The organism is Rhodococcus sp. NBC_00294 (genome assembly GCF_036163995.1).
Lineage (GTDB): Bacteria > Actinomycetota > Actinomycetes > Mycobacteriales > Mycobacteriaceae > Rhodococcoides.
Genome location: NZ_CP108043.1, coordinates 1,090,129 through 1,113,709 on the forward strand (window position 1 = coordinate 1,090,129; position 23,581 = coordinate 1,113,709).

General features: G+C 68.5%; 25 protein-coding genes. 11 read left to right on the forward strand and 14 right to left on the reverse strand.

The window, feature by feature from the left end; all coding sequences use genetic code 11:
• The first annotated feature begins 120 nt into the window (after nt 1–120).
• Nucleotides 121–1,044, forward strand: a complete 924-nt coding sequence (locus OHB23_RS05155) for a phosphodiesterase (protein WP_027506057.1) — start codon at nt 121–123, stop codon at nt 1,042–1,044.
• Nucleotides 1,045–1,079: 35 nt separating this feature from the next.
• Here OHB23_RS05155 and OHB23_RS05160 read toward each other — a convergent pair whose 3' ends face one another.
• Both OHB23_RS05160 and OHB23_RS05165 read right to left on the reverse strand, forming a co-directional pair.
• On the reverse strand, nt 1,080–2,513 hold the full coding sequence (locus OHB23_RS05160; RefSeq protein WP_373425307.1) for a stealth family protein: 1,434 nt from the start codon (nt 2,511–2,513) through the stop codon (nt 1,080–1,082).
• A gap of 286 nt (nt 2,514–2,799) precedes the next feature.
• A complete protein-coding gene (locus tag OHB23_RS05165; RefSeq protein ID WP_056441016.1) occupies nt 2,800–3,498 on the reverse strand; it encodes a FadR/GntR family transcriptional regulator in 699 nt (232 codons plus the stop codon).
• Between the two features lie 188 nt (nt 3,499–3,686).
• On the opposite strand from OHB23_RS05165, the gene OHB23_RS05170 reads away from it, so the two are divergent.
• Nucleotides 3,687–4,676, forward strand: a complete 990-nt coding sequence (locus tag OHB23_RS05170; RefSeq protein ID WP_328811021.1) for a malate dehydrogenase — start codon at nt 3,687–3,689, stop codon at nt 4,674–4,676.
• On the opposite strand, the gene OHB23_RS05175 is transcribed toward OHB23_RS05170, so the two are convergent.
• Nucleotides 4,648–5,223: a hypothetical protein gene (locus tag OHB23_RS05175; RefSeq protein ID WP_027506061.1), complete on the reverse strand. Its 576-nt coding sequence runs from the start codon at nt 5,221–5,223 to the stop codon at nt 4,648–4,650. The two genes, OHB23_RS05170 and OHB23_RS05175, sit on opposite strands and share 29 nt — an antisense overlap.
• A 63-nt stretch (nt 5,224–5,286) precedes the next feature.
• Between OHB23_RS05175 and OHB23_RS05180 the strand changes: the two genes are divergently transcribed.
• Nucleotides 5,287–5,886: a TetR/AcrR family transcriptional regulator gene (locus OHB23_RS05180; protein ID WP_328811022.1), complete on the forward strand. Its 600-nt coding sequence runs from the start codon at nt 5,287–5,289 to the stop codon at nt 5,884–5,886.
• A gap of 11 nt (nt 5,887–5,897) precedes the next feature.
• Nucleotides 5,898–6,278 carry a YchJ family protein gene (locus OHB23_RS05185; RefSeq protein WP_442973019.1) on the forward strand — a complete coding sequence of 127 codons (381 nt, stop codon included), beginning with the start codon at nt 5,898–5,900 and terminating at the stop codon, nt 6,276–6,278.
• On the opposite strand, the gene OHB23_RS05190 is transcribed toward OHB23_RS05185, so the two are convergent.
• The 3 genes from OHB23_RS05190 to OHB23_RS05200 are packed head-to-tail and all read right to left on the reverse strand — an operon-like array spanning nt 6,260 to nt 9,182.
• On the reverse strand, nt 6,260–7,186 hold the full coding sequence (locus OHB23_RS05190; RefSeq protein WP_328811023.1) for an alpha/beta fold hydrolase: 927 nt from the start codon (nt 7,184–7,186) through the stop codon (nt 6,260–6,262). The two genes, OHB23_RS05185 and OHB23_RS05190, sit on opposite strands and share 19 nt — an antisense overlap.
• A 41-nt stretch (nt 7,187–7,227) precedes the next feature.
• Nucleotides 7,228–8,304, reverse strand: coding sequence for a PDR/VanB family oxidoreductase (locus OHB23_RS05195; protein ID WP_328811024.1), 1,077 nt, complete (start codon nt 8,302–8,304; stop codon nt 7,228–7,230).
• Nucleotides 8,301–9,182: a metal-dependent hydrolase gene (locus OHB23_RS05200; RefSeq protein WP_027506066.1), complete on the reverse strand. Its 882-nt coding sequence runs from the start codon at nt 9,180–9,182 to the stop codon at nt 8,301–8,303. The genes OHB23_RS05195 and OHB23_RS05200 overlap by 4 nt, the downstream gene beginning before the upstream one ends.
• 215 nt (nt 9,183–9,397) lie before the next feature.
• Between OHB23_RS05200 and OHB23_RS05205 the strand changes: the two genes are divergently transcribed.
• Nucleotides 9,398–9,994 (forward strand): Rv1733c family protein, encoded by a 597-nt coding sequence (locus OHB23_RS05205; protein WP_027506067.1) that lies wholly within the window; start codon nt 9,398–9,400, stop codon nt 9,992–9,994.
• Between the two features lie 23 nt (nt 9,995–10,017).
• Here OHB23_RS05205 and OHB23_RS05210 read toward each other — a convergent pair whose 3' ends face one another.
• Nucleotides 10,018–10,893, reverse strand: coding sequence for an alpha/beta fold hydrolase (locus OHB23_RS05210; protein ID WP_027506068.1), 876 nt, complete (start codon nt 10,891–10,893; stop codon nt 10,018–10,020).
• A 55-nt stretch (nt 10,894–10,948) separates the two neighbouring features.
• Between OHB23_RS05210 and OHB23_RS05215 the strand changes: the two genes are divergently transcribed.
• The gene (locus tag OHB23_RS05215; RefSeq protein WP_231476362.1) at nt 10,949–11,428 is read left to right on the forward strand and encodes a MarR family winged helix-turn-helix transcriptional regulator; all 480 of its coding nucleotides are present in this window, start codon (nt 10,949–10,951) and stop codon (nt 11,426–11,428) included.
• Nucleotides 11,429–11,446: 18 nt separating this feature from the next.
• Here OHB23_RS05215 and OHB23_RS05220 read toward each other — a convergent pair whose 3' ends face one another.
• Nucleotides 11,447–11,923 (reverse strand): alpha-isopropylmalate synthase regulatory domain-containing protein, encoded by a 477-nt coding sequence (locus OHB23_RS05220; protein ID WP_222637901.1) that lies wholly within the window; start codon nt 11,921–11,923, stop codon nt 11,447–11,449.
• A gap of 239 nt (nt 11,924–12,162) precedes the next feature.
• Here OHB23_RS05220 and OHB23_RS05225 point away from each other — a divergent pair, with 239 nt between their 5' ends.
• Nucleotides 12,163–13,350 carry an AAA family ATPase gene (locus OHB23_RS05225; RefSeq protein WP_027506071.1) on the forward strand — a complete coding sequence of 396 codons (1,188 nt, stop codon included), beginning with the start codon at nt 12,163–12,165 and terminating at the stop codon, nt 13,348–13,350.
• 156 nt (nt 13,351–13,506) lie between these two features.
• On the opposite strand, the gene OHB23_RS05230 is transcribed toward OHB23_RS05225, so the two are convergent.
• A complete protein-coding gene (locus tag OHB23_RS05230) occupies nt 13,507–14,715 on the reverse strand; it encodes an acetyl-CoA C-acetyltransferase (RefSeq protein WP_328811025.1) in 1,209 nt (402 codons plus the stop codon).
• Complete coding sequence (locus tag OHB23_RS05235) at nt 14,712–15,317, reverse strand: TetR/AcrR family transcriptional regulator (RefSeq protein ID WP_328811590.1); 606 nt, start codon at nt 15,315–15,317, stop codon at nt 14,712–14,714. Before OHB23_RS05235 ends, OHB23_RS05230 begins: the two co-directional genes overlap by 4 nt.
• Before the next feature lie 223 nt (nt 15,318–15,540).
• Here OHB23_RS05235 and OHB23_RS05240 point away from each other — a divergent pair, with 223 nt between their 5' ends.
• The 4 genes from OHB23_RS05240 (at nt 15,541) to OHB23_RS05255 (ending at nt 20,020) form a co-directional block, all read left to right on the forward strand.
• On the forward strand, nt 15,541–17,787 hold the full coding sequence (locus OHB23_RS05240) for a putative bifunctional diguanylate cyclase/phosphodiesterase (RefSeq protein ID WP_222637903.1): 2,247 nt from the start codon (nt 15,541–15,543) through the stop codon (nt 17,785–17,787).
• A 92-nt stretch (nt 17,788–17,879) separates the two neighbouring features.
• Nucleotides 17,880–18,863, forward strand: a complete 984-nt coding sequence (locus OHB23_RS05245) for an NADPH:quinone oxidoreductase family protein (protein ID WP_027506074.1) — start codon at nt 17,880–17,882, stop codon at nt 18,861–18,863.
• Between the two features lie 41 nt (nt 18,864–18,904).
• A complete protein-coding gene (locus tag OHB23_RS05250; protein WP_328811591.1) occupies nt 18,905–19,246 on the forward strand; it encodes a carboxymuconolactone decarboxylase family protein in 342 nt (113 codons plus the stop codon).
• Nucleotides 19,247–19,255: 9 nt separating this feature from the next.
• Nucleotides 19,256–20,020 carry a deoxyribonuclease IV gene (locus OHB23_RS05255; protein WP_328811026.1) on the forward strand — a complete coding sequence of 255 codons (765 nt, stop codon included), beginning with the start codon at nt 19,256–19,258 and terminating at the stop codon, nt 20,018–20,020.
• Nucleotide 20,021: 1 nt separating this feature from the next.
• Here the strand turns inward: OHB23_RS05255 and OHB23_RS05260 are convergent, their stop codons facing one another.
• The 4 genes from OHB23_RS05260 to OHB23_RS05275 all read right to left on the reverse strand — a co-directional run bounded on the left by OHB23_RS05260 (nt 20,022) and on the right by OHB23_RS05275 (nt 23,358).
• Complete coding sequence (locus OHB23_RS05260) at nt 20,022–21,284, reverse strand: multidrug effflux MFS transporter (protein ID WP_307097045.1); 1,263 nt, start codon at nt 21,282–21,284, stop codon at nt 20,022–20,024.
• A 50-nt stretch (nt 21,285–21,334) separates the two neighbouring features.
• Nucleotides 21,335–21,820, reverse strand: coding sequence for a DUF309 domain-containing protein (locus OHB23_RS05265; RefSeq protein ID WP_328811027.1), 486 nt, complete (start codon nt 21,818–21,820; stop codon nt 21,335–21,337).
• A gap of 10 nt (nt 21,821–21,830) precedes the next feature.
• Nucleotides 21,831–22,778: an aldo/keto reductase gene (locus OHB23_RS05270; RefSeq protein WP_056441036.1), complete on the reverse strand. Its 948-nt coding sequence runs from the start codon at nt 22,776–22,778 to the stop codon at nt 21,831–21,833.
• A 61-nt stretch (nt 22,779–22,839) separates the two neighbouring features.
• On the reverse strand, nt 22,840–23,358 hold the full coding sequence (locus tag OHB23_RS05275) for a VOC family protein (protein ID WP_027506079.1): 519 nt from the start codon (nt 23,356–23,358) through the stop codon (nt 22,840–22,842).
• Nucleotides 23,359–23,581: the final 223 nt, after the last annotated feature.

The window sequence follows — 23,581 nt, forward strand, 5'->3', positions numbered from 1 at the left end:
CCGTCAACCCCGTGTCGCCCGGCGTTCGGCGGCTCGACACCTCCTGTGGTTAGGGTGGACGAGCCCGGTACACACAGGGTGACCGAGCTCCGATCCGGGAGCACTGGGAAGCGAGAACTCATGGAGCCAGTCGAGCAGACCTGGCGCACCGCCGAGCATCCACGGCCGGACCATTTCCTCCTGCACATCAGTGACACGCACCTGGTCGGCGCCGGCGAGTTGTACGACGCGGTCGACAGCGAGGCGCGTCTTCGCCAGATCTTCGCGGAGCTCGAGGCGACGGGTGCCCGGCCGGAGGCTCTGGTGTTCACGGGTGATCTCGCGGACAAGGGCGAGCCCGACGCGTACGACTCGTTGCGCGCGCTGGTCGATCCGGTCGCCGCAGCCCTGGGGTCCGAGGTGATCTGGGCGATGGGCAACCACGACGACCGAGCGGCGTTCCGTCGCGGCCTGCTCGACGAGCGCGGATCGACCGAGCCCGTGGACAGGGTCTACGACATCGGTGGGCTGCGAGTCATCACGTTGGACTCGACCGTCCCCGGCCACCACTACGGCCAGATCTCCGCGGAACAGTTGCGGTGGCTCGCAGCAGAACTGGCGATGCCGGCGCCGGACGGCACAGTGCTCGCGCTGCACCATCCGCCGGTTCCCTGCGTGCAAGATCTCGCGGTGTTGGTGGAACTCCGCGACCAGGACTCGCTCGCGGAGGTGCTCGCTGGCAGCGACGTGCGGGCGATCCTCGCGGGCCACCTGCACTACTCCACGTCCGCGACCTTCGCCGGAATCCCGGTGTCGGTGGCGTCGGCCACCTGCTACACCCAGGACCTCAACGTCCCGGTGGGTGCGCAACGCGGGCGCGACGGGGCGCAGGCCTACAACCTGGTGCATCTGTACCAGGACACGGTGGTCCACTCGGTGGTGCCCATCGGGACGGGCGACACCGTCGGCACCTACGTGTCGGCCGACGAGGCCGCCCAGCGCCTGCACGATGCCGGCGTCGTCATCGCCGACGCTCCCCAGAAGGCGATCAGCCGGCAGTCGTAGCTGTGGCGATCAGCCGGCAGTCGTAGCTGTGGCGATCAGCCGACCGGTGTGACGGCGTGTTCCCAGGGCGCCGGCACCGGGAAGTAGGTGCTCAGGAACGTCGTCACCGCCGCTGCGCGCTCGTCGGCGTCGATCTCGGGGAAGCTGCCGTCGTTGAGGCAGAAGAAGTCCATCGACCGCTTCGCGAGCAGGCGGTCCATGTCCCGCAGTCCACTGCGCATCGTCGTGTCGACGTACTTGACCGAGGCCTGCGTCTGCACCACGGCGCGGCCGGTGAGCAGGGCGTAGTAGTGGTACAGCGAGTTGGTCACCGAGATGTTGGAGCTCGCGCGGAATCGACTGGCGGCCGTGGCCGCGAACTCGTCGGGGAACTCCTTCTCGAGCTCGAACATCACACTGCGCCGGAGCGGCACGGGAGCGTGCTCGAGGTGGCGCGTGGTGATGCGACCGAATCGGTCGTGGAGCAGGCGACGGTTGACCCGCGCGGCGTTCTCGAATCCGCTGCGCTGCTCGTCGTTGGCGCCCAGTCCGATCCGGGTTCCCGCCTCGACGAACATGCTGATGCCGCCGGGTGAGAAGAACATCTGGGGACCGACCGGGCGGCCGAAGAACATGTCGTCGTTCGAGTACAGGAAGTGCTCGGCGAGACCGTCGATGTGGTGGAGCTGGCATTCCACGGCCTGCGAGTTGTAGGTGGGCAGCACGGAGGTGTCGGTGAAGAACTCCTCGCTGCGCACGAACGTGACGTCGGGATGGTCGTCGAGCCACCCCGGCTTCGGTGAGTCGGTGACGACGAAGATGCGCCGGATCCACGGCGCGTACAGGTGTACCGAGCGCAGGGCGTACTTGAGTTCGTCGATCTGGCGGAAGCGGGCCTCGTGATCGTCGCCCTCGCCCACGACGACCTCACGCAGCATCGCCGCGCGTTCCGCCTGCCACTCCACGTCGGTGCCGTCGACCCAGGAGAAGATCAGGTCGATGTCGAAGTCGATGTCCGACGCGTGGTCGGCGAACATGTTCTCGATGGTCGGCCAGTGTCGGCCGAAGCGCTCGACCGTGCCACGAACCGCCTCGTCCTGACGGATGGTGCGTCGGGTCAGCGAGTTCTCGACGGGGAGAACGATCGTGTCGTCCGAGAACTCCCACAGTTCGATCTGGATGCCCTTGCCGGATCCGTAGAAGAGCCCGCTCGGGCGGTGCGCACGAGGGCGGAACAACCGGAAGATCCGCGCCTGCGTGGCCGACGCCAGGAGCCCGTCCGCGATGAGCAGGGCCGGGGATCCCTTGACGTCCATCGGCTTGGAGTAGAACGGCTCGTCCGCGCAGGCCGCGACCAGGGCGTCGCGCAACGTCGGCCTGTCGTGCCTGTCGATGGCGATGACGGGCCGCTCGTCGTTGCCGCGGACGAGCAGGTACTCGATCGCGGTCGCGTCCAGCACATCGCGGACGAACAGGAGGTCCTCCACCATCGCCTCGTGGGGCGTCGTGGTGGTGATGGACAGTGCGAACTTGTCCTTGACCCACACGATGTCGGAGCGCTCGGTCAACCGATGTCGGGACGCCGCGGACGCGACGCGCGCCCGTTCGATCTCGCCGCTGTCGGGCGGGACGAGGTAGACATCGGGCGTCTCGACGTTCTGCAGGGCTGGCGGTTGTGTGATGGTGGACCTTCCCGACGTGCTGGTGGGCGAGCCTGTGCGGCGCTGTGACCTGCTCATTCTAAGTGATGCCGAGGGTGGGTCCGGACCACGGGAGTCATCGGCCGCGAAGCTGGCCGAGTGCGTCCTGCACGTGCGTCAGGTGTCGGCTCATCGCCTCGGACGCGGCCTCGCCGGACCCCGAGTCGATGGCGTCGACGATGCTCTCGTGCTCGACGTTGGACCGGTGCCGACGGTCGGGCAGCAGGTTCACCATCTCGGACTGCTGCGACAGGGCCTCGCGGATCTCGGTGATGACGGCGGCGAAGACGTCGTTGCCGCTCGCGGTCGCGATGAGCAGATGGAACTCCGCGTCGAGACGGACCCACTCCTTGGGATCGTTCTCGGCGATCATCCGATTCAACAGGCTGCGGATCGCGTCCATCTGCTCCGGCGTCCGCCGTTCGGCAGCGAGTGCGGCGGCAGGAATCTCGATGTGCGGGCGGGCCTCGCGCAGGGAATCGACGGAATGGTTGCCGAAGACTCTGTCGGTCTCGACGGTCTTCGCCAGGACGAACGTTCCCTTGCCGGTGTGCGTCTCCGTCAGTCCGAGAGCCGTGGTCGAGCGCAGTGCCTCGCGAACCACCGACCGGCTCACGCCGAAGCGCGTCGCGAGAGCGGCCTCGGACGGGAGCTTGGTGCCGACCTCGAGTTCGCCGCTCTCGATCGCCGAACGCAGCTCGCGCAGGACGGCCTCGGCCGCCCCCACGCGCGTCACTGTGGCCTGTTTGCTGGCCCAACTGTCCGACAGGGTCATGGCGTCACTGTGAACGAGGAATGGTGGTCAGGCAAATCGGACGTGCACAGGACGATATTCGCGGTTCTAGTCTCAGCGCTAGAGAGCGAGAGAGAGCCCGATGGAACGGTGATCGGGTGCAGTCCGACACACATCCGTGCACTCGGTCGACTGCCGGATCTACGGTCGAGGGGAACGAAGGAGTTCACATGGCGCACAGCATCGTCACCGTCACAGGCGCGGCCGGCAGCATCGGCTACGCGGCACTGTTCCGCATCGCATCGGGTGCGATGCTCGGTCCGGACACGTCCGTCACATTGCGGCTTCTCGAGATCCCGCCGGCACTGCGCGCAGCCGAGGGCACGGCCATGGAACTGCACGACAGTGCGTTCCCCCTGCTGCGGTCGGTGGAGATCCACGACGATCCGGTCGACGCCTTCGACGGCGCGAACGTCGCGCTGCTGATCGGCGCTCGCCCTCGTACCGCGGGGATGGAGCGCGCCGACCTGCTCGAGGCCAACGGGTCGATCTTCGGGCCGCAGGGCGCCGCTCTCGAGGCGGGCGCCGCGTCCGACATCCGGGTGGTCGTCGTGGGCAATCCCGCCAACACCAACGCGGCCATCGCCGCGGCGCACGCACCCAGCATCCCCGCCGATCGGTTCACCGCGCTGACCCGGCTCGATCACAACCGCGCCGTCGCGCAACTGTCCGCTCGTGCGGACGTCCCGGTGGGTGAGATCTCGCGGGTCAGCATCTGGGGCAACCATTCCGCCACGCAGTACCCGGACATCTTCCACGCGCGGGTCGGTGACCGGTCGGGCGCCGAGTTCGCCGCGGACACCACCTGGCTCGAGGACGTCTTCGTGCCGACGGTGGCGCGCCGCGGTACCGCGATCATCGAGGCGCGCGGTGCGTCGTCCGCTGCCTCCGCGGCGAACGCCACCATCGATCATGTGCGCGACTGGGTCCTGGGCACTCCCGCCGACGACTGGACATCCGTCGCACTCCCGTCGACGGGTGCGTACGGCGTGCCCGAGGGACTGGTGTCCTCGTTCCCCGTGCGGTCCTCCGGCGGCGCCTGGCAGATCGTGGAGGGACTCGAGATCGGCGAGTTCTCCCGGCGCCGTATCGGCGCATCCGTCGCGGAACTGCAGGCCGAGCGCGAGGCTGTCACGAGACTCGGGATGCTGCCGAACTGACTCGACCGTCCATGTCCCGCCGTCGAGGCTGTCGTGGCCACACCGTGTAGGTGATCGCGGCGACGACGTCGACGGCGAGCACGACGAGGGGCACGGGCATGAAGGCCGTCAGCGCCTCGGTTCGCTCGGGAGACCCGACCAGCGCGACGAGGCCGGCGAGCAGCCCGACGGTGACGGCCACGGCGATCAGGGTTCTGACCACGTCCGCCCAGCACGCTCTCGCATAGGCAGCGCCGTGGAGACGAACCGGCGCGGGCCCGCCGCGGAAGTGGTGGGCCACTCGCACGTCTGCCCAGCGAATCATGCGGTGTCCGTACGCGATCGAGAAGCCGATGTAGGCAGCGGCCAGCGCGTGATGCCACGTGGCGGTACTGCCCGACCGCAGGTCGATGACGGTGGCGCAGAGCAGGACGAGATCGACGACCGGGGCGCAGGCCAGAACCACGGCACCGGCACGAGGTCGCCGTGCGCCGTACCGGAGCGTGAGGCCGGCGGCGATGGCCACCCAGAATCCGATCTCGCACGCGACGATGACTGCCAGAACCATGAGCGCTCCTTGTTGGTACGATCGTGTTCACAACAAAGTAGCACAACTGTGTACATTTAGGGAGTGCCGAAACTGATCGATCACGACCAGCGGCGACGCGACGTCGCCGACGCCGCCTGGCGCATCATCGGTCGAGACGGCCTGCTCGATCTGTCGGTGCGCAACGTGGCCGAGGAGGCCGGGCTGGCGACGGCCTCCCTCCGTCGCTCCTTTCCCACTCAGGACGACCTGCGAGCGTTCTGCCTCGAACACGCAGCCGAACGCGTCGTCGAACGCCTGGAGCGCATCGACCCGCAGCTGTCACCCCGCGAGTACAGCGAGGCGAGCCTGCGAGAGTTGTTGCCGCTCACCGACGAGAGTCGCCTCGAGATGGAGGTGCAGATGTCGCTGGGCGCTCTCGCCTTCACGAACGCCGCGATGCGCGTCGCCTACGACCGGGCGCACCAGTACCTGGCCGCGGGGTGCAGGCGACTGGTGAACCTACTCGCCGAGAACGACACCGACTACGCGTCACTGTCCGACCGGGTACCCGACGAGGCGCGTCGACTTCATGCATTCCTGGACGGACTCGCGCTGCACCTGGTCCACGCGCCACACGACGAGAACCGCGCGTGGGCCGAGGCGGAGCTGGCGGCACATCTCGACTCGCTGCGAGGGCCGTAGGGTCTACAGCCATGCCCGACACCTGCCCGTGCGGCACTCCCCTACCGATGTCCGAGTGCTGTGGATCCTTGCTCGAGGGACGGATCGGTGCGCCGACCGCCGAGCGGCTCATGCGCTCGCGGTACACCGCCTTCACGGTGCTCGACGCCGAGTATCTGCTGCGCACATGGCATCCCGATACTCGACCGTCGGCGCTCGACCTCGACGACCGCCGCCGGTGGACCGGGCTCGAGATCCTGGGCACCACCGGAGGCGGCATGCTGCACACCACGGGCACGGTCGAGTTCGTGGCTCACTTCCGTGACGCGGGTGCCCGGCGACCGGGTTCGCAGCGGGAGAACAGCACGTTCTCCCGCTGCGATGGAGCCTGGGTCTACGTCGACGCGGTCTGACGCCGCGACTCGATGCCGTCGACGAACTCGGACGTGATGCGCGCGATGTCCCACGGATGCGACAGCGGCGACCAGTGTCCTGCATCGAGATCGGTTCGCGACAGGTCGGCCACCCAGCGCGGCGTGTCCTCGTAGTGGAACGGACGCACCGCGGCGTCACGGGTGTTGACGATCAGATGCACGGGCACGGTGACGTAGCGACGCCGCGGAGAGGTGAAGCGCGGCAGAAGATTTGCTCGATAGATGCGCAGGCCGTTCCACGCGTCGTCGAGAAGTGTCGGTGACTCCTCCACCATCGCGGCGGGGACGTCGGAGAACTCGCCGATGAACTGGGTCCAGCCCTTGCGCTTCATGCGGTACATCCGCACCCGAGCCAACGGCGGGACGTGGAAGGTGACCGTGTACCAGGACGCTCGCGTCTGGGCGAACACCTGTGCCAGGTTGCGCGGTGTGGGCCTACGGAGCCGCGAGCGGGCCCACAGTGCGAGGTGGTCGAGGTTGGGTCCCGACACGGACGTGTAGGACGAGATGCGGAGCGGCGCATCGGCTTCGGCGACGAGCTCCCAGGCCTCCACCGCGCCCCAGTCGTGACCGAGCACGTGGACCGGGGCGTCGGGACTGACCGCGTCGATCACCGCTCGCAGATCGGAGGCCATCGCGTCGAGTCGGTACCCGCGGGTCCGTGCGGGGACCGTGGAGTCACCGGCGCCGCGTGAGTCGTAGGTGACGACGCGGTAGCGGTCGGCGAGCAGTCCGACGACGTGGTTCCAGAGGGCGTGATTGTCCGGCCACCCGTGCACCAGCACGAGAGTGGGGCCCTCGGACACGCCGGCGGTGTACACGGCGAGCTCGACGTCACCGTTCCGCACGGTGGAACGCTCGGACTCGAACGGGCGGGTGACGGTCATGGACGCTCCGGAATCGGTGGACGTGGAGTGTGCGGGGGACATCAGACGTCGAGCGTGAGGTGGTCGGAGTCTGCCCGAGACACGCACGGCAGCATGTGTTCCTGCTGCTCGGTGGGACTCAGTCGAGTCTCGCGGTGCTCGGGCGTCCCCGCGAGAACACGCACCTTGCAGGTGCCGCAGAAGCCTTGGCGACAGGAGTACGCGACTGTCGGGTCCTCGTCCACGATGACGGACAGTGCAGACCTGTCGGCGGGAACTGTCAGCGTGCGCCCGCTTCTCGCGAGAGTGACCGTGAACGGCCGACCGCCCACCACGGGTGGGGCCCCGAAACGTTCGAAGTGCAGAGCAGACGCGCCGCAGCCCGCGAACGACGTGCGCACGGTGTTCAGCATCGGCGTCGGTCCGCAGCAGTACACCGCGCCGCCACGGGCGGCCGGACTCAGAAGGTCCGTGGCAGTGGGCAGTCCGTCCTCGACGTCGGTGCGGACGGCGACACGCGGCGAATCCCAGCTCTCGATCTCGTCGAGAAAGGGCATGCTCTCGCGGGAGCGTCCGCAGTAGACGAAGGTCCAGTCCAGGCCGAGATCGCGAGCGGCGCGGACCATCGGCAGGATCGGGGTGATGCCGATGCCGCCGGCGACGAAGTGCACCGAGCGTTCCTGCGCGAACAGGAAGGCGTTGCGGGGACCGCGCACCGTCACCGTGTCGCCGGGGCGCAGGGCGTGCATCCGCTCCGAGACGGTGCCGATGCGTCGGACGGCGATGCGGTACCGCGTCGTGTCGGCGGGGTCGCCGCACAGCGAGTACTGCCGCCGGAGCGGTCCCGACGTCGCGTCGCCCTCCAGGTGCACGTCGATGTGGCAGCCCGGCTGCCAGCCCGGCAGTGACGATCCGCCCGCATCGACGAGATCGATCTGCGCGACATCGCCGTCGCTGGTCACCGGCGTGACACTCGCGACCGTCAGTGTGGCCGCGGTGTCCGGGGGACGCAGGGCCACCCGAGGGTCGTAGGGGACACGCGACATCGCACCGAGGTAGTTGCCGACGACCAGGCCGATCAGGCCGAGGGCCCGGTCGCCCCGAGGTCGTCCGCGGAGGTCGCGTGGTGCGTCGATCATCGCGACGCTGCCCGCGCCGCGGGCGAGGAGGCCAGATAGGCGACGGCCTGCGCCGTCGAGCCCTCCTGACTGGGGTGGTAGCTGCGACGGAAGTAGCGCGAGAGCCGCAGGCCGAGATCGACAGGCCCCGGCACGGTGCCCTTCTTCGCCGCGCGGCGCCAGGCGAGTGGCGTGGGACGGCGCCGGGACGCCGGTCCGTCGGCGAGAAGCGGATCGTTCTGCATGAGGAAGCGGGTTCCGCGGATCCACAGGTAGACCAGCAGCGGTGCCGCGAGTGCCTGGGTGCGAAGGCGTCGGACCTCGCGGCGATCGAAGTAGCGCATCGTCTCGTAGGCGACAGAGCGGTGCTCGACCTCCTCGGACCCGTGCCATCGCAGCAGGTCGAGCATGGTCGGGTGGATGTTGGCGCGGTCGAGCCCCTCGGCGTTCAGCACCCAGTCGCCGAGAAACGCGGTGATGTGCTCGATGGCCGCGATGATCGCCAGGCGCTCGACGAGGTAGTTCTTCTCGCGGCTGCTGGTGATGGGACGAGGGCCGATGACCTTGCCGAAGACCCAGTTCATCTGGTCGGTGAACGGCGTCGGATCGAGTCCGCTGCGCTGCAGGTGCTCGAGGACGCCGGAGTGCGCCGACGAGTGCATGGCCTCCTGGCCGATGAACCCGATGACGTCCTCGCGGAGCTTCTCGTCCTCGATGAACGGGAGCGCCTGGCGGAACGTCTCGACGAACCATTCCTCCCCGGCGGGGAGGAGCAGGTGCAGCACGTTGAGCGCGTGTGTGGAGAACGGCTCACCCGGGATCCAGTGCATCGGCAGGTCGTCCCAGTCGAAGTGCACGTCGCGCGCCTGCAGCACGAGATTGTCGGCATCGGCGGTCATGTCGGGTCCTTCCGGTGTGGCTTCGTTCACACAAATCTTAGTATGACAACTGGTAACAGTAAAGCACCTCGGGTAAGCGAGAACACATGTGACGTGACGCGAACGACCTTGCCGAGGTCACACGCTGCGCGGACGCTGGACAGAAGGTCGGACACGCAGGACACCCGCCGCCGTCACGGCGCACGGGGTCCGTGACGCAGGCAGGACACGAGACGATGGCGGACAATTCCAAGAGGGCGGAGCGCGGGACCGACGACACTCGGCGGCCCGTGGCGCGCACACCGCGCAACCCGCTCGTTCGAGGCGTCGACCGCGCGGAGGCTCGACTGCACCGTCTTCTCGTGACGCTGTTCCTGCTCGCCGTCCCGTTCGTCGCCGTGATGGGCGTCAGCCTCTACCACGATCAGCAGACCATGGCGGCCGACGCCGTGACGTCGTCCTCGTCGGTGCTCGCCACGACCACCGCGGACGCCGTGGCGCCGGTGGCGTCGGACGAATTCGCGGCGGTCACTCCCACCGTGTTGGCTCCCGCGACCTGGTCCTCCGACGGCGTGAAGCACGTCGGGTCGGTTCCTGTTGCGGCGCAGAGTCCGTCGGGTACCGAGGTGACCATCACCGTCGACGCGGACGGTCGTCGCATCGCACCCCCGCCCACCGGGGTCGACGTCGTGGTGGTCAGCATCTTCGGCGCGGCAGCACTTCTCGCGCTCGTGGCGATCGTGCTCGTGATCGTGCGCAGCGTCTTCGCCCGCGTCTACGACCGTCGTCGGGACCGGGAGTGGGACGACGCGATCGCGCGATTCCTGTCCTGACGGACGTGTGCAGACGGCTGTCGCTACCTCGTCAGAGCGTCGTGAATCGCGACGCCGAGTTCTGCTCTCGGTGAGTCCGGGAACGTGTGATGGGTGGCGCCGTCGAGGATTCGGGTACTGATCGACGGCCAGTTCTTCTGGATGCGATCTCGCACCGCAGCACTGTCGTGAATCCGGCTGGACCCGGCGAGAACGACCGTCGTGGTCGCCTGGAGCGAGTGCAGCGCCGAAGAACTCGGCCGCCTCGGAACGATGGGTCGACGACGAGGGTGATGGGCTGTTCCGAGTTCGGACAGTCGGGACAGGTCGGCGTCGAGAACTGCGTCGCCCGTCTCCCACGCCGTGAATCGTCTCTGTCGCTCTTCCGACGGTCGCAGCAGGAGCGGTAACGCATGAGCCAGGTAGGCGGCGCGCATGCCGGCGAAGCACGAATTCGGATCGAGCAGGACGAGGCGGTCGACGTCGGCCGGCCGACGGAGAGCGAACGCCAGAGCGATCATCGCGCCGTACGAGTGAGCGAGAATCGACGGTCGCCGCAGTGCCGACCCGGCGAACACATCGTCCAACCACAGCATGAGGTCGTCGACGTTCCTCGCGGGTTCACCCGCCGGAACCGATCGCCCCACGTCACCGAGAATGTCCACCGCGACCACTCGGTGGCGACGACTCAGTTCGGTCGCCTGGCCGGTCCAGGCCATCGAGGTCGCCCCGGATCCGGGGAGCAGTACGACAGGGCGACCGTCGGTGGGACCGGCCGAGGTGACATGGGTGTCGCCGAATCGTGTCGGCACCATCGTCGTGGTCGTTTCCGCCGGCCACGTCCCGAGTACGCGGTCGTAGGCCGCAGCGAACTCCCGCCCCTCGGGCGATCGATGGAACGTCTGCATCGCGTCTGTCATGCGGCACCCCGTTGTCTCGATGGTCGAGTAATACGATAGGTGACATACTGATGCCGTGGACGAAGTCGATGCAACCCCTTCGGTGGACACGGACGTCATGGACCTGGTGCACGGCCTGCGTGCGCTCGTCGTCGAGCTCGATCTGCTGGGTGCGGGATTCGCCGAGAAGCACCGCATGCACAGCACCGACGTGCGGGCATTGATCGTTCTTCTCGATGCTGCTCGTGCCGGTCGAACGGCTACTCCGTCCTGGCTGCGGACGCAGCTGGGAATCACCTCGGCGACCGCGACGGCACTCGTCGACAGGCTCGAACTCGCCGGCCACGTCGAACGGCAGTCGGTCGTCGGTGACCGCCGCAAGGTGGCCCTGAGGGTCACCGACAAGGCACAGCGACTGGGCACAGAGTTCTTCGGCCCGCTGATCCTCAGGGCGGCCACGCAACTCTCCGAGTTGTCGGACGACGACCGAGCAACCATCCGTCGGTATCAGTCCGCGATGCTGGCCGCCATCAGATCGACTGCGCCGGGCTCGTGAGAGCCGTGTGATCGCCGACTACTGGTTCTGCATCCGATTAGCCGCAGCGACAAGGGCTTTGGCGGTCGACTCTGTCGGATCCGAGCCCGTCCCCATGGCCCACGTAGTGCGGTGATCCTGCTGTCCGCGGATGTAGGTGACGTATCCCGTCTCGGTGATCTGCTGGTGGAACGACAAGATCTCGAGGTTGACGCCGGCGTCGTAGAGCATCGACGTCATGGCCTCGGCGGGCCCGTGGCAGACGATCGACGAACTGCGGATGGTGTCGCCGATGGCGAGGGTGGCCGTGAACTCGAACCTGCCCGCACCCTTCGGCGCACACTCTGCAGAACCGAGCCGGATGGGGCCCGAGGTGGGCGAGTAGGTGTGGACGAACTCCGCGAAGGACATGCCGTCAGCCTCCGCGCGCAACCCGTGCGGCAGAGCTGACGAGGCGTGAATGGCAGCGGAACTGTGCGAGAAGTGTTCGGTGAGGGAATGTGCGCTGGTGCTCATGTCGCTGGGGTCTTTCCGGTGAGAGGAAGGACCGACGGGCGCTCGTTCGACCCGCAGCGGGGGGTCGGTCCGAGATCAGACCCCGCTGCGGTGAACTACGAGAATGCGCGACATGGCCCCAGAGTAGCTGCGTCGCGGCGTCACAGGCAAGGGTCCGGTTCTCGATTGCTCTCTGTTCGGTTCTAGGACACGCGCTAGAGAAGGGCAGAGAACGCTACCGACGTTGCTACCGTCACGCCATGGACCCCGTTCGCAATCCGTACGCACCCGGCGCCGGCCAGCGGCCACCCGAGCTCGCCGGCAGGTCCAAGCAACTCGACGCGTTCGACGTGGTGCTCGAGCGCATCGCGCGCGGTCGGCCCGAACGCAGTGTCGTGCTCACCGGGTTGCGCGGCGTCGGCAAGACGGTGCTGCTGAACCACCTGCGATCAGCGGCGATCTCGCGGAAGTGGGGAACCGGGAAGATCGAGGCCCGCCCCGACCAGGACCTGCGGCGACCGCTGTCGTCGGCGCTGCACATGGCAGTGCGGGAGATCGCGGTGGCGCATCGCGATCCCGAACGCGTGGACCAGTTCCTCGGTGTGCTGAAGTCCTTCGCTCTTCGTGCGTCCGCAGACAAGGGCATGCGGGACAAGTGGCAGCCCGGCATCGACGCGCCCGCTCTCAAGGGGCGCGCGGACACCGGTGACATCGAGATCGACCTGGTCGAACTGCTGCTCGACGCCGCGTCGCTGGCTCGGGACGTCGGCGTCGGTATCGCCATCTTCATCGACGAGATGCAGGATCTCGCGGCGGAGGACATCTCCGCGATCTGCGGCGCGTGCCACGAACTGAGCCAGGACGCGGCGCCGCTGATCGTCGTCGGCGCCGGTCTTCCCCACCTGCCTGCGGTGCTGTCCGCGTCGAAGAGCTACTCCGAGCGACTGTTCAGCTACCACCGCATCGACCGCCTGGACCGCGCTTCGGCGGACCGCGCCCTCATCGCACCGGCCGAGCGGGAGGACGTCGAGTACACGAGCGAGGCACTCGACGCGCTGTACGAGGCCGCGGACGGGTACCCCTACTTCGTTCAGGCGTACGGCAAGGCGACGTGGGATCTGGCCGCGGACAGCCCGATCACGGTCCACGACGTGCGGGTCGCAGCACCGACGGCCGAGGACGAGCTGGCCGTCGGGTTCTTCGGATCCCGTTACGAGAGAGCAACTCCCGCCGAACGCGAGTACATGCGAGCGATGGCCGACCTGTCCGGCGACGACGGTCCCGTCTCCACGTCGAAGATCGCCGTGGAACTCGGCCGGAAACCGGCGTCGCTGTCCCCCGCACGCGACGGGTTGATCAAGAAGGGACTGATCTACTCCGCCGAGCGCGGGTCGATCGGCTTCACCGTCCCCCACTTCGGGCGCTACCTGCGGGCGCAGGCCGACTAGCGCGCCGACCTGCACGCTTTCGGTGTGTCGACACCCCTTGCAGCAGGCCGCTCGGGGTGTGGGTGGCTGGAAAGTGTGCGCCGCTCGAGCCGGAGCCCGCACACCCCTCCCCGCCGCGGCACGGGCCGCGCGCGGCGGGAGGGGGTGTGGAACCGGCTACTCGGCTGCGGGAACCCGCAGGATGAGGGCGTCGCCCTGTCCGCCGCCGCCGCACAGTGCTGCGGCGCCGACTCCGCCGCCGCGTCGCTGCAGCTCCAGTGCGAGGTGCAGGGCGATGCGGGCGCCGGACGCGCCGAGGGGGTGACCGATGGCGATGGCGCCGCCGTTGACGTTGACCTTCTCGGGGTCGATGCCCAGTTCGCGGGTGGAGACGATGCCGACGGCGGCGAACGCCTCGTTGATCTCGACGAGGTCGAGGTCGGTCGGGGCGATGCCCTCCTTGGCGCAGGCGGTGGTGATGGCGTTGGCGGGCTGGGACTGGAGCGAGGAGTCGGGTCCGGCGACGACGCCGTGGGCGCCGATCTCGGCGAGCCAGGTCAGTCCGAGTTCCTCGGCCTTGGCGCGGCTCATGACGACGACGGCGGCGGCGCCGTCGGAGATCTGCGAGGCGGAGCCGGCCGTGATGGTGCCGTTCCTGTCGAACGACGGGCGGAGCTTGGCGAGGCTCTCGCTGGTGGTGTCGGCGCGGATGCCCTCGTCGCTGGTGACGACGACGGGGTCACCCTTGCGCTGCGGGATGCTGACGGGAACGACCTCGTCGTCGAAGACGCCGTTCTTCCAGGCTGCGGCGGCGCGCTGGTGCGACGCGGCGGCGAAGGCGTCCTGCTCCTCGCGGGTGACGAAGCGGGTGTCGGCGTTGCGGTCCTCGGTGAGGGCGCCCATGGCCTGGTCGGTGAAGATGTCGTACAGGCCGTCGTAGGCCATGTGGTCCTTCATCGTGACGTCGCCGTACTTGAATCCGCTGCGGCTCTTCTCGAGCATGTGCGGGGCGAGGGACATCGATTCCTGGCCGCCGGCGACGACGATGTCGAACTCTCCGGCGCGGATGAGCTGGTCGGCGAGGGCGATGGCGTCGACACCGGACAGGCACACCTTGTTGATGGTCAGGGCAGGAACGCTGAGGGGGATGCCGCCGGCGTGGGCGGCCTGGCGTGCGGGAATCTGGCCTGCGCCGGCCGTGAGGACCTGGCCCATGATGACGTACTGGACCTGGTCACCGCTGATACCGGCCTTCTCGAGGGCGCCGGCGATGGCGACGCCGCCGAGGTCCGAGCCGGAGAGGGTCGACAGCGATCCGAGCAGACGGCCGATGGGAGTGCGGGCACCGGCCACGATGACGGACGTGGTGCCGGAAGGTGCGGTCATGCTGTTTCCTCACTGGTGGGGGCAGATGTGATGGTGGTTGCGGCGGGGTCGATCCCCAGAGCGGTCAGAGCCATGGTGGACAAACGGTGTCGGAGCAGCGACGCGGGCACGCGGCCCATCGACTGCGGAGTGGAGTTGAGCAGACCGAACGCCGCGTGAGCCTGGACGCGAGCGTCGTCCTCGGAGCAGTCCGAGTCCAGTTCCCGCAGGGTGCGGACCCAGATCTCGACGTAGCGGCGCTGCAGCGAGCGCACCGAACGCTGGGCGTCGGTCGGCAGGTTCGCGAGATCGCGGAACTGGATCTCGATGAGGCGCGGCGAGGTCATGGCGAAGTCGAGGTGGAACGCGACCAGTTCGTGCAGCGTCGGCAGCGGTGCCGACCGTCGCGCCAGGACCTCTTCCCCACCGGCGTGGAGGTACTCGGAGATTCCCACCAGCAGTTCGACGAGGACGGCTTCCTTGTTCGGAAAGTGGCGATACACGGCGGGACCGCTGATCCCCACCGCGGCGCCGAGGTCCTCGAGTCGTAGACCGTGGTACCCGCGCTCCGCGACGAGGACGGCGGCGGCGTCGACCAGTGCGCTGCGGCGCTCGGCCTTCATCCGTGAACGTTCGGTGGACGCGGAGCCCGCCGCGATACGGTTCACCACCCGGGCCTCCCACCTGTCGTCGGTCGCGAGCAGCCAGTTTACCGTATTCGGTTAGTGACCATTCACTTGGTGACCGCGCTCTCTTCGCGGGATTTCCGCGATGCGCGCCCGTCGGCGGCGGTACATTCATTCCGTCCATGTCGGTCGGGGTCACGAGAGAGGCAGCATGGTCTCGATGTCCTCGCCGACCCGTTTTCTCGTGGTAGGTGCGCTCGCGATCGCCGTGTACGCGACGCTTCCGCCCGGCGTGGTGTCCAGCGTGCTGTACTGCGTCATCGCCGTGGGTGCGGTGGCGTCCATTCCTGTCGGCATCCGCGCACACCGCAAGGTGAGCACCCATTCGTGGTGGATCGTCGCGTCGGCGCTGTCGTTCTGGGTCGTCGGCGACATCGCGATCGCGGTGATGGAGAACTCGGGCGGCGGCGTACCTCTCCCGTCGGTGGCGGACGCCGCCTACGTCCTGGGGTACCTCCTCATCGTCGTGGCCCTGCTGTCGGTCCGCAGTTCGGGGACCCCGATGCTGAGTCCGGCGGACGGACTCGAAGCCGCGATCATGACCGCGGGGGTGGGTCTCGCGTCCTGGGTCGTGGTGTCCGGTCCCCGAGGCGAGCGCGTGCCCGACGCCGGAACGTGGCTCGGCATCTTCTACACCGAGATCGACGTCTTCCTGCTGGTACTGCTCGTCTTCGTCGTGCTGAAGCGACGCGCGGGCTCCACCACCCACTGGCTGCTGGGTGCGGCCACGGCACTGATGGTGGTCGCCGACTACACCTCGTACGTGGTGGTCGCGGACGGTCCCGCCGAGAGCACGATCCTCAACGTCTGCTGGCTCGCGTCCTACGTGCTCTTCGGTGCGGCGGCGTTGCGACACGACGAGCGTCCGCGTGTCAGCACCATCAGTCGTGCGCAGACGGGGATGGCTCGACTGATCCTGCTGACCTCGGCCGTGGCGATGACGCCGGTCGTCATGAGCATCGAACTGATGCGCGGCACTCCGGTCACTCGCTGGGGGCCCGCGGTGGTGATCGCCGCCTCGATCATCGTCGTCCTCGGCGCCGTGCGGATGACCTCGTTCCTGACACTGCTGCAACGACAGTCGCGGGCACTGCGCCTTGCGGCCGACACCGATTCCGTCACGGGACTGGCGAACCGCGGCCGGCTCGGGCGCCGGCTGCACGAGATCCTCGGTCCGGAGGGCCGCGACGGAGTGGCCCTGGTGCTGGTGGATCTCAACCGGTTCTCCGACATCAACCAGACCTTCGGCTACGCGGTGGGAGATCAGGTGCTCACCGAGATCGGTCGCCGACTCGTCGACACGGTGGACTCGTCGGCGACGGTGGGACGTCTCGGGGGTGACGAGTTCGCCCTCGTCCTGCCGGGCCCCGTCGACAGGCACGACGCCGTGGCGGTCGCGATCGCGGCGCAACGCGCGGTCGGGGCCCCGCTCGAGGTGCGGGACATGAAGCTGACGCTGGAAAGCAGTGTGGCCGTGGCACTGTCGACCGACACGCCGCACCCACGATCCGAGGAGCTGGTGCAGCGGGCGTACGCCGCCGTGGTGGCCGCGAAGTCCCGGCAACCGCGACTGGCCGTCTACGACCACACGATGGACATCGACAGGATCGATCAGCTCCGGAGGATGGGCGAGTTGGAGGACGCCATCACGGGAGGTGAGCTCGAGGTGTTCTTCCAGCCCCGCCTCGACCTGCGCACCGGAGCCGTGTCGGGAATGGAAGCCCTTCTGCGGTGGCGACATCCGCGCGAGGGGTTGCTGCTGCCGGCCGCGTTCCTGCCGAGTGCGGAGCAGACCGGCATGCTCCCGGCCGTCACCTCGTTCGTCATCGACACGGCGATGGCCGCGTGCCGACGCTGGCGGCTGGCGGGACTGGACATCGACGTGGCCGTCAATCTCTCCGTCCGGGATCTCGTGGACTCCTCCCTGGCGTCCCGAGTGCGAACGGCTCTGGACGACCACGGCCTTCCCGGGCACGCCGTCGTCTTCGAGGTCACCGAGTCGTCCGCGATGACCGATCCCGAACGATCCATCGACACGCTCGAAGCGCTTCGCGCGCAGGGAGTCTCACTCTCCATCGACGACTTCGGCACGGGGTACAGCTCCTTGACGTACCTGGCGTCGCTTCCGGTGCAGCAGCTGAAGATGGACCGGTCCTTCGTCACCTCGCTCGCGTCGGACTCCGCCAACCTCGCGATCGTCCGATCCACCATCGCTCTCGCGCACAGCATGGGTCTGCACATCGTGGCCGAGGGCGTCGAGGACGAACACACCCTCGACGTGCTGCGCGGACTCGGATGCGACGCGGTGCAGGGCTTCCACATCGCGCGGCCGGTCCCCGCGGGCGACGTCGTGCGCACGGTGAAGGCCGTGAACTCTGCAGTGGGCGCCGCTCGTACTGCTGTGTGACCCAGCGCACCGGCGACGGCGGGTTCTTTGTAACCTGGGGCCCGAGTCGACTCGCACCACCCCTCGACCGTCGACCGGCGAAAGGACAGTCCGTGCGCGCAGTGCAGGTGACCACCCTCGAAGGCCCCGAAGCCCTCACCCTCACCGATCTCGACGAGCCCACCGGCGACGGCGTGGTGATCGACGTGCGTGCGGCCGGCGTGGCCTTCCCCGACGCACTGCTCAGTCGTGGTCTCTACCAGTACAAGCCGGACCTGCCGTTCGTGCCCGGAAGCGAGGTCGCCGGTGTCGTGCGGTCCGCGCCCGAGGGCTCGGGATTCGCGCCCGGTGACCGAGTGGCGGCGCTGACCGGATTCGGCGGCGGTATGGCCGAGGTGGCGGTGGCGACCCCCGACCTCGTCTTCGCGCTGCCCGACGCCGTCTCGTTCGAGGCCGGTGCGGGACTGCTCTTCAACGATCTGACGGTGCACTTCGCCCTCCGCGAGCGCGGACGTCTGGCCGAGGGCGAGACCGTCCTGGTCCACGGCGCCGGTGGCGGCATCGGGACATCGACGCTGCGACTCGCCCCGGTACTGGGAGCGTCACGCACCATCGCGGTGGTGAGCAGCGAGGCCAAGGCCGAGGTCGCTCGCGCCGCGGGCGCCACCGATGTGGTGATGCTGCAGGGCCCGAACGGCGAGGGCTGGAAGGACACGGTCAAGGAACTCACCGGTGGCCGCGGAGTCGACATCGTCATCGACCCCGTCGGCGGGGATCGCTTCACCGACAGCATCCGATCGCTGGCGCCTGCGGGTCGACTCGTGGTCATCGGCTTCACCGGTGGCGACATCCCGACGGTCAAGGTCAACCGACTGCTGCTGAGCAACGTCGAGGTCGTCGGCGCCGGATGGGGTGCGTGGTGGATGAGCCGGCCCGGTTACACGACGACGCAGTGGGCCGAGCTCGAGCCGCTGTTCGCCTCGGGCGCGCTGGTGGCGCCGGAGCCGGTGGTGTACCCGCTCGACAAGGCCGGCGAGGCCATCGCATCTCTCGAGAACCGGACCGCCACAGGCAAAGTCGTGGTGACGCTGCAGTGAGTGATGCCTATCGGGACGGTCTCGCGGTCCGCCGCGAGGTGATGGGCGATACCTACGTCGCGGCCGCCCTCGAGAACAGCACGGGCACCGACTCGGAAGCGTTGCAACGCCACGTCACCGAGCACGTGTGGGACGCCGTGTGGAACAGGCCGGGCCTCGACCGACGGAGTCGGAGCCTGCTGAACATCGGCATGCTGATCGCCCTCCGGGCCGAGCAGGAGCTCGGCGGGCACATCCGGGGCGCACTCACCAACGGTCTGACCCGCGAGGAGATCGTGGAGTCCGTGGTCCACGCCAGTGGCTACTGCGGCGCGCCGGCGGCGCTCGCAGCGATGCGGGTGGTGCAGCGAGTACTCGACGAGGAGCTGGGTCCGCTCGAGTAAGGTCGGGACATGCGTATCGGTGCACACGTCCGCAACTCGGAGAACCCGCTCGGCGAGGCCGAGGATCTCGACGTCGACCTGGTGCAACTGTTTCTCACGGACCCGCAGAAGTGGAACAAGCCCGTTGTCGGTTCGGGGTTGGAGGCGGTCCGGGACAGTGCGGTCGACATCGTCGTCCACTCGTCCTACGTCATCAACGTCGCGAGCCTGAACAACCGCATCCGCATCCCGTCCCGCAAGGCCGTCGCGCAGCAGGCCGACGTGGCCGCAGAGATCGGTGCCCTCGGGTTGGTGGTCCACGGTGGACACGTTCGCGACGGGGAGGATCCCGCCGAGGGAGTGGCCAACTGGCGCAAGCTGTTCGAACGGCAGGCCGAGTCCGGTGGATTCGCGGTTCCGATCTGGATCGAGAACACCGCCGGCGGCGACTTCGCGATGGCGCGGCGCTTCGACGCCATCGCTCGCCTCTGGGACGCCGTCGGGGAGTTCGGAGCAGGGTTCTGCCTCGACACGTGCCACGCCTGGGCCGGCGGCGAGGACCTCATGGACGCCGTGGAGCGCGTCAAGGCAATCACCGGACGCATCGACCTGGTGCACCTGAACAACTCTCGCGACGAGTTCGATTCGGCTCGCGACCGTCACGCCAATCTCGAGAGCGGCGAGATCGAGGCCGAGGTGCTGGCCGCCGTCGCCGCCGCGGCGGACGCTCCGGTGATGCTGGAGACGCCCGCCGACGGCATGAAGGACGACGTCGCGTACCTCCGCTCGCTCTGAGTCAGACCGCGTCGGCGGGTACCGGCTTCTCGGACCGGACGCTCGCGAGAGCGAGCAGCGCGATGGTCGCGCCACCGGTCATCGCGATGGCCATGGCCGGGCCGTCGTTGCCGAGGACGCCCACCAGGGGCGCGATGAGCGCACCGATGCCGAATTGCGCGGCACCCAGCAGAGCGGCGGCGGTGCCGGCGGCCTCACCGTGGCGTGACAGGGCGAGCGCCGGGGAGTTGGGCATGACGAAACCTGCCGACGCCAGCACGAACAGCACGGGCACCATGAATCCGACGATGCCGCCGAATCCGGTGGTCGTGGTGACGATGAGGGCGGCGCCGGACGCGGCCATCGCGACCAGTGCCACGGTGACGATCCGCTGTGGGGTGAAGCGCTGCAGCGCCAGGACGTTGAGTTGCGACGCGCTGATCAGTGCGACGGCGCCGATGCCGAACACCAGGGCGAACTGCTGCTCGCCGAGTCCGTAGCCGTCCTGCAGCACGAACGAGCTGCCGGAGATGTAGGCGAACAGCGCGGACATTCCGAGGCCGGCCACGAGAACGAGAACCACGAACCGTCGGTCGCCGAGCAACGATCCGTAGGTGCGCAGGACGGGCAGGAACTCGTTGGGTCGACGACGCTCCTCGGGGAGCGTCTCCTTCAGCAGGAACATCGCCACGAGCATGAGGGCGGCACCCACGACCGCGAGCCCGGCGAACACGCCGCGCCACGACCCGTGGATGAGGACGAGGCTGCCGAGGCTGGGTGCCACGATCGGCGCGACGCCCATCACCAGGACCAGACGCGACATCACGGTGGCGGCGGCCCTGCCGTCGAACAGGTCGCGGACGATGGCGATCGCGATGACCATGGCGGCGGCGGCACCGAAGCCCTGCAGGGCTCGGGTCACACCCAGGACGCCGACGGTCGGAGCGATCATGCACAGGAGCGACGCGACGATGTGGATCATCGTTCCGGCGATGAGGGGCCGTCGACGTCCCAGGGAGTCCGAGAGCGGCCCGATCACCAGCTGTCCCACGGCCAGTCCGATGAGGGTGCCGGTGAGGGTGAACTGCACCGCGGCATCCGTGGACCCGAGGTCCTCGGTGATCGCGGGCAGCGCCGGGAGGTAGACGTCGATCGTGAGCGGCCCCAGCGCGACGAGGGCGCCGAGAACCAGGATGGTGCGAAGCCTGGAGGGTGCGGCCGGCTGGTCGGAGGTACCGACGGCCGTGCCGGGAGTCGCCGAGGTGGTGCGGGAGTCTGTCGTCACCCGGGGTGCAGCACCGTGCGGCCGCGATGTGTTCCCGATCCGTGTGACGGTCAGGTGAACTGTCGGCGATGCGTGAGGTGCGGGACTGTCGGAACGGGGGACTCCCCGCGGTCCAGCGCAGCCACCAGAAGGTCGGCCCACCGCATCAGGCCCGCGATGTCGATGTCGTGGGGTGCGTCGGCGTACGTCCCGATGCGATCACGTCCCTGCGTCAACAGCGAGGTGGCTCCCACGCGATTCCCCCGCAGCAGGTGGGTGAGACCGACGGCGAGCTGGGCCAGGCCCTGCCACAGTGCACGTTCCCCTGGCGTACTGATCTTCCACGTGCCTTCGAGGATCTCGTGCGCGTGGAAGGGCATGCCGTTGTCGAGGAGTTGCTGGGCACGGACCAGGGACTCGACCGGCGGGAGCTGGACGTCGTCCGGAATGCGCTCGACGCCCTCGGCTCCGCGGGGCAGGGGACGTCCGAGCCCGTCGCGGGGCCGGCCGTTCTGCGGCCGGCCCTCGGGGTTGCGCTCTCGTCTCGGCGTGACCACCGAGACGACGCTACTCGCCGACCTTGTCCGACAATGCGGTCAGACGGTCGAGCTCGTCGGCGGTCAGCGACAACGTCGAGGCGTCCGTCAGGGACGCGAGCTGTTCGAGACGGCTCGCGCTGGCGATGGGTGCCACGATGCCGTTGCGGGAGAGCAGCCACGCCAGTGCCACGGTGGGGATCGCGGAGCCGTGAGCGTCCGCGATGTCGGCGAGCGCACCGACGACCTCGAGGCCGGCGTCACTGAAGTAGCCGGACGTCATCGCTGCACGGGGTGTGCCCTCGATGTCCTCGCGCGTGCGGTACTTGCCCGTCAGGAAGCCCGAGGCGAGCGCGAAGTACGGGAAGACGCCCAACAGATTCTTCTCGGCGACCTCCATCAGCTCCGGCTCGTAGCTGCGGCGATGCACCAGGTTGTAGTGCGGCTGCAGCGCCACGGGTGCGTCGAACCCCTCGCGCTGTGCGATGTCGATCCACTGCCGCGCGCGCTCCGCCGTGTAGTTGGAGATGCCGACATACCGCACCTTGCCGGCCTTCACGAGTGCGTCGAAGGCGGCCACCGTCTCCTCGAGCGGGGTGTCCGCGTCATCGAAGTGTGCGTAGTAGAGGTCGATGCGATCGGTCTGCAGGCGCTGCAACGACGCGTCGGCCGCGGCAGCGACCGTGCCCGCGGCCAGACCCTTGAACTGCGGGTGCTGGCTCACCTTGGTGGCCAGGACGACGTCGTCGCGCCGGCCCGTCGAGGTGAACCAGTTCCCGATCACCGTCTCCGACTCGCCGCCCGAGTTACCGGGGGCGAAGGCGGAGTACGAGTCCGCGGTGTCGATCAGCGAACCACCGGCTCCGAGGAAGGCCTCGATGATGCGGTGCGAGTCCGGCTCGTCGCTCGTCCATCCGAAGGTGTTGGCACCGAGTGCGAGCGGGAAGACGTCCAGGTCCGAGGTTCCGATACGAGTCATGTTCGGTGCAACACCTGTGAGCCGTCGCTATTTCCGCCCGGCACCGGGTGAGAGGCGTCCGTCAGGACAGCGCCGCCGTGCTGACGCCGATGCCGCCCGTGGTGTCGGCGCCGTAACGAGCGATCTCCGCGTCGAGGTCCAGCGGAGCGATGCTGGAACGACCGTGGAGGACGGCGTCGTCGATGCGGTCCGCGGGCACGAGCCAGGCGATCTCGAACTCGATGCCGTCGGGATCCTGGCCGTAGAGACTCTTGGACGTCGAGTGATCGGATGCGCCGACCAGTGCGCCCGCGGTGGCCAGCTTCTCCCGCAGGTCGACGAGATCGGACAGCGTCTGCACCTCCCAGGCCAGGTGGTAGAGCCCGACGGTGCTGCGGCCGGCCGGGGACGCGCCCGCTCCGTCGCCGACGGAGAACAGGCCGAGGTCGTGGTCGTTCGTGCTGTCCGGCGCCTGCACGAACACGGCGCGATCGCCCATGGACATGACGACGCGGAAACCGAGCACGTCCGAGTAGAAGCGTGCGCTGCGCTGGGCGTCGCGCACGTAGAGCACGGCGTGGTTCAGACGGGAGATGGCCATGAGAGGTCCCTTCGGATCGAGGCGTTGTCACTAGCTTGAAGCTTCAACTTAAACTGTACCCCGGTTGTTCCCGCAGCCGCGTGGACACAGCCTGCGTGAACCGAACACCCGCTCCTGCGTGCGGGAGATCGTGTGGGCTCACCAGTACCTGTGTGCACACACCTCGCAGCGTCCGTCAGGCCGGGAACTGTCCCTGCGAGCTGTGTGAACACAGCCTGCGTGA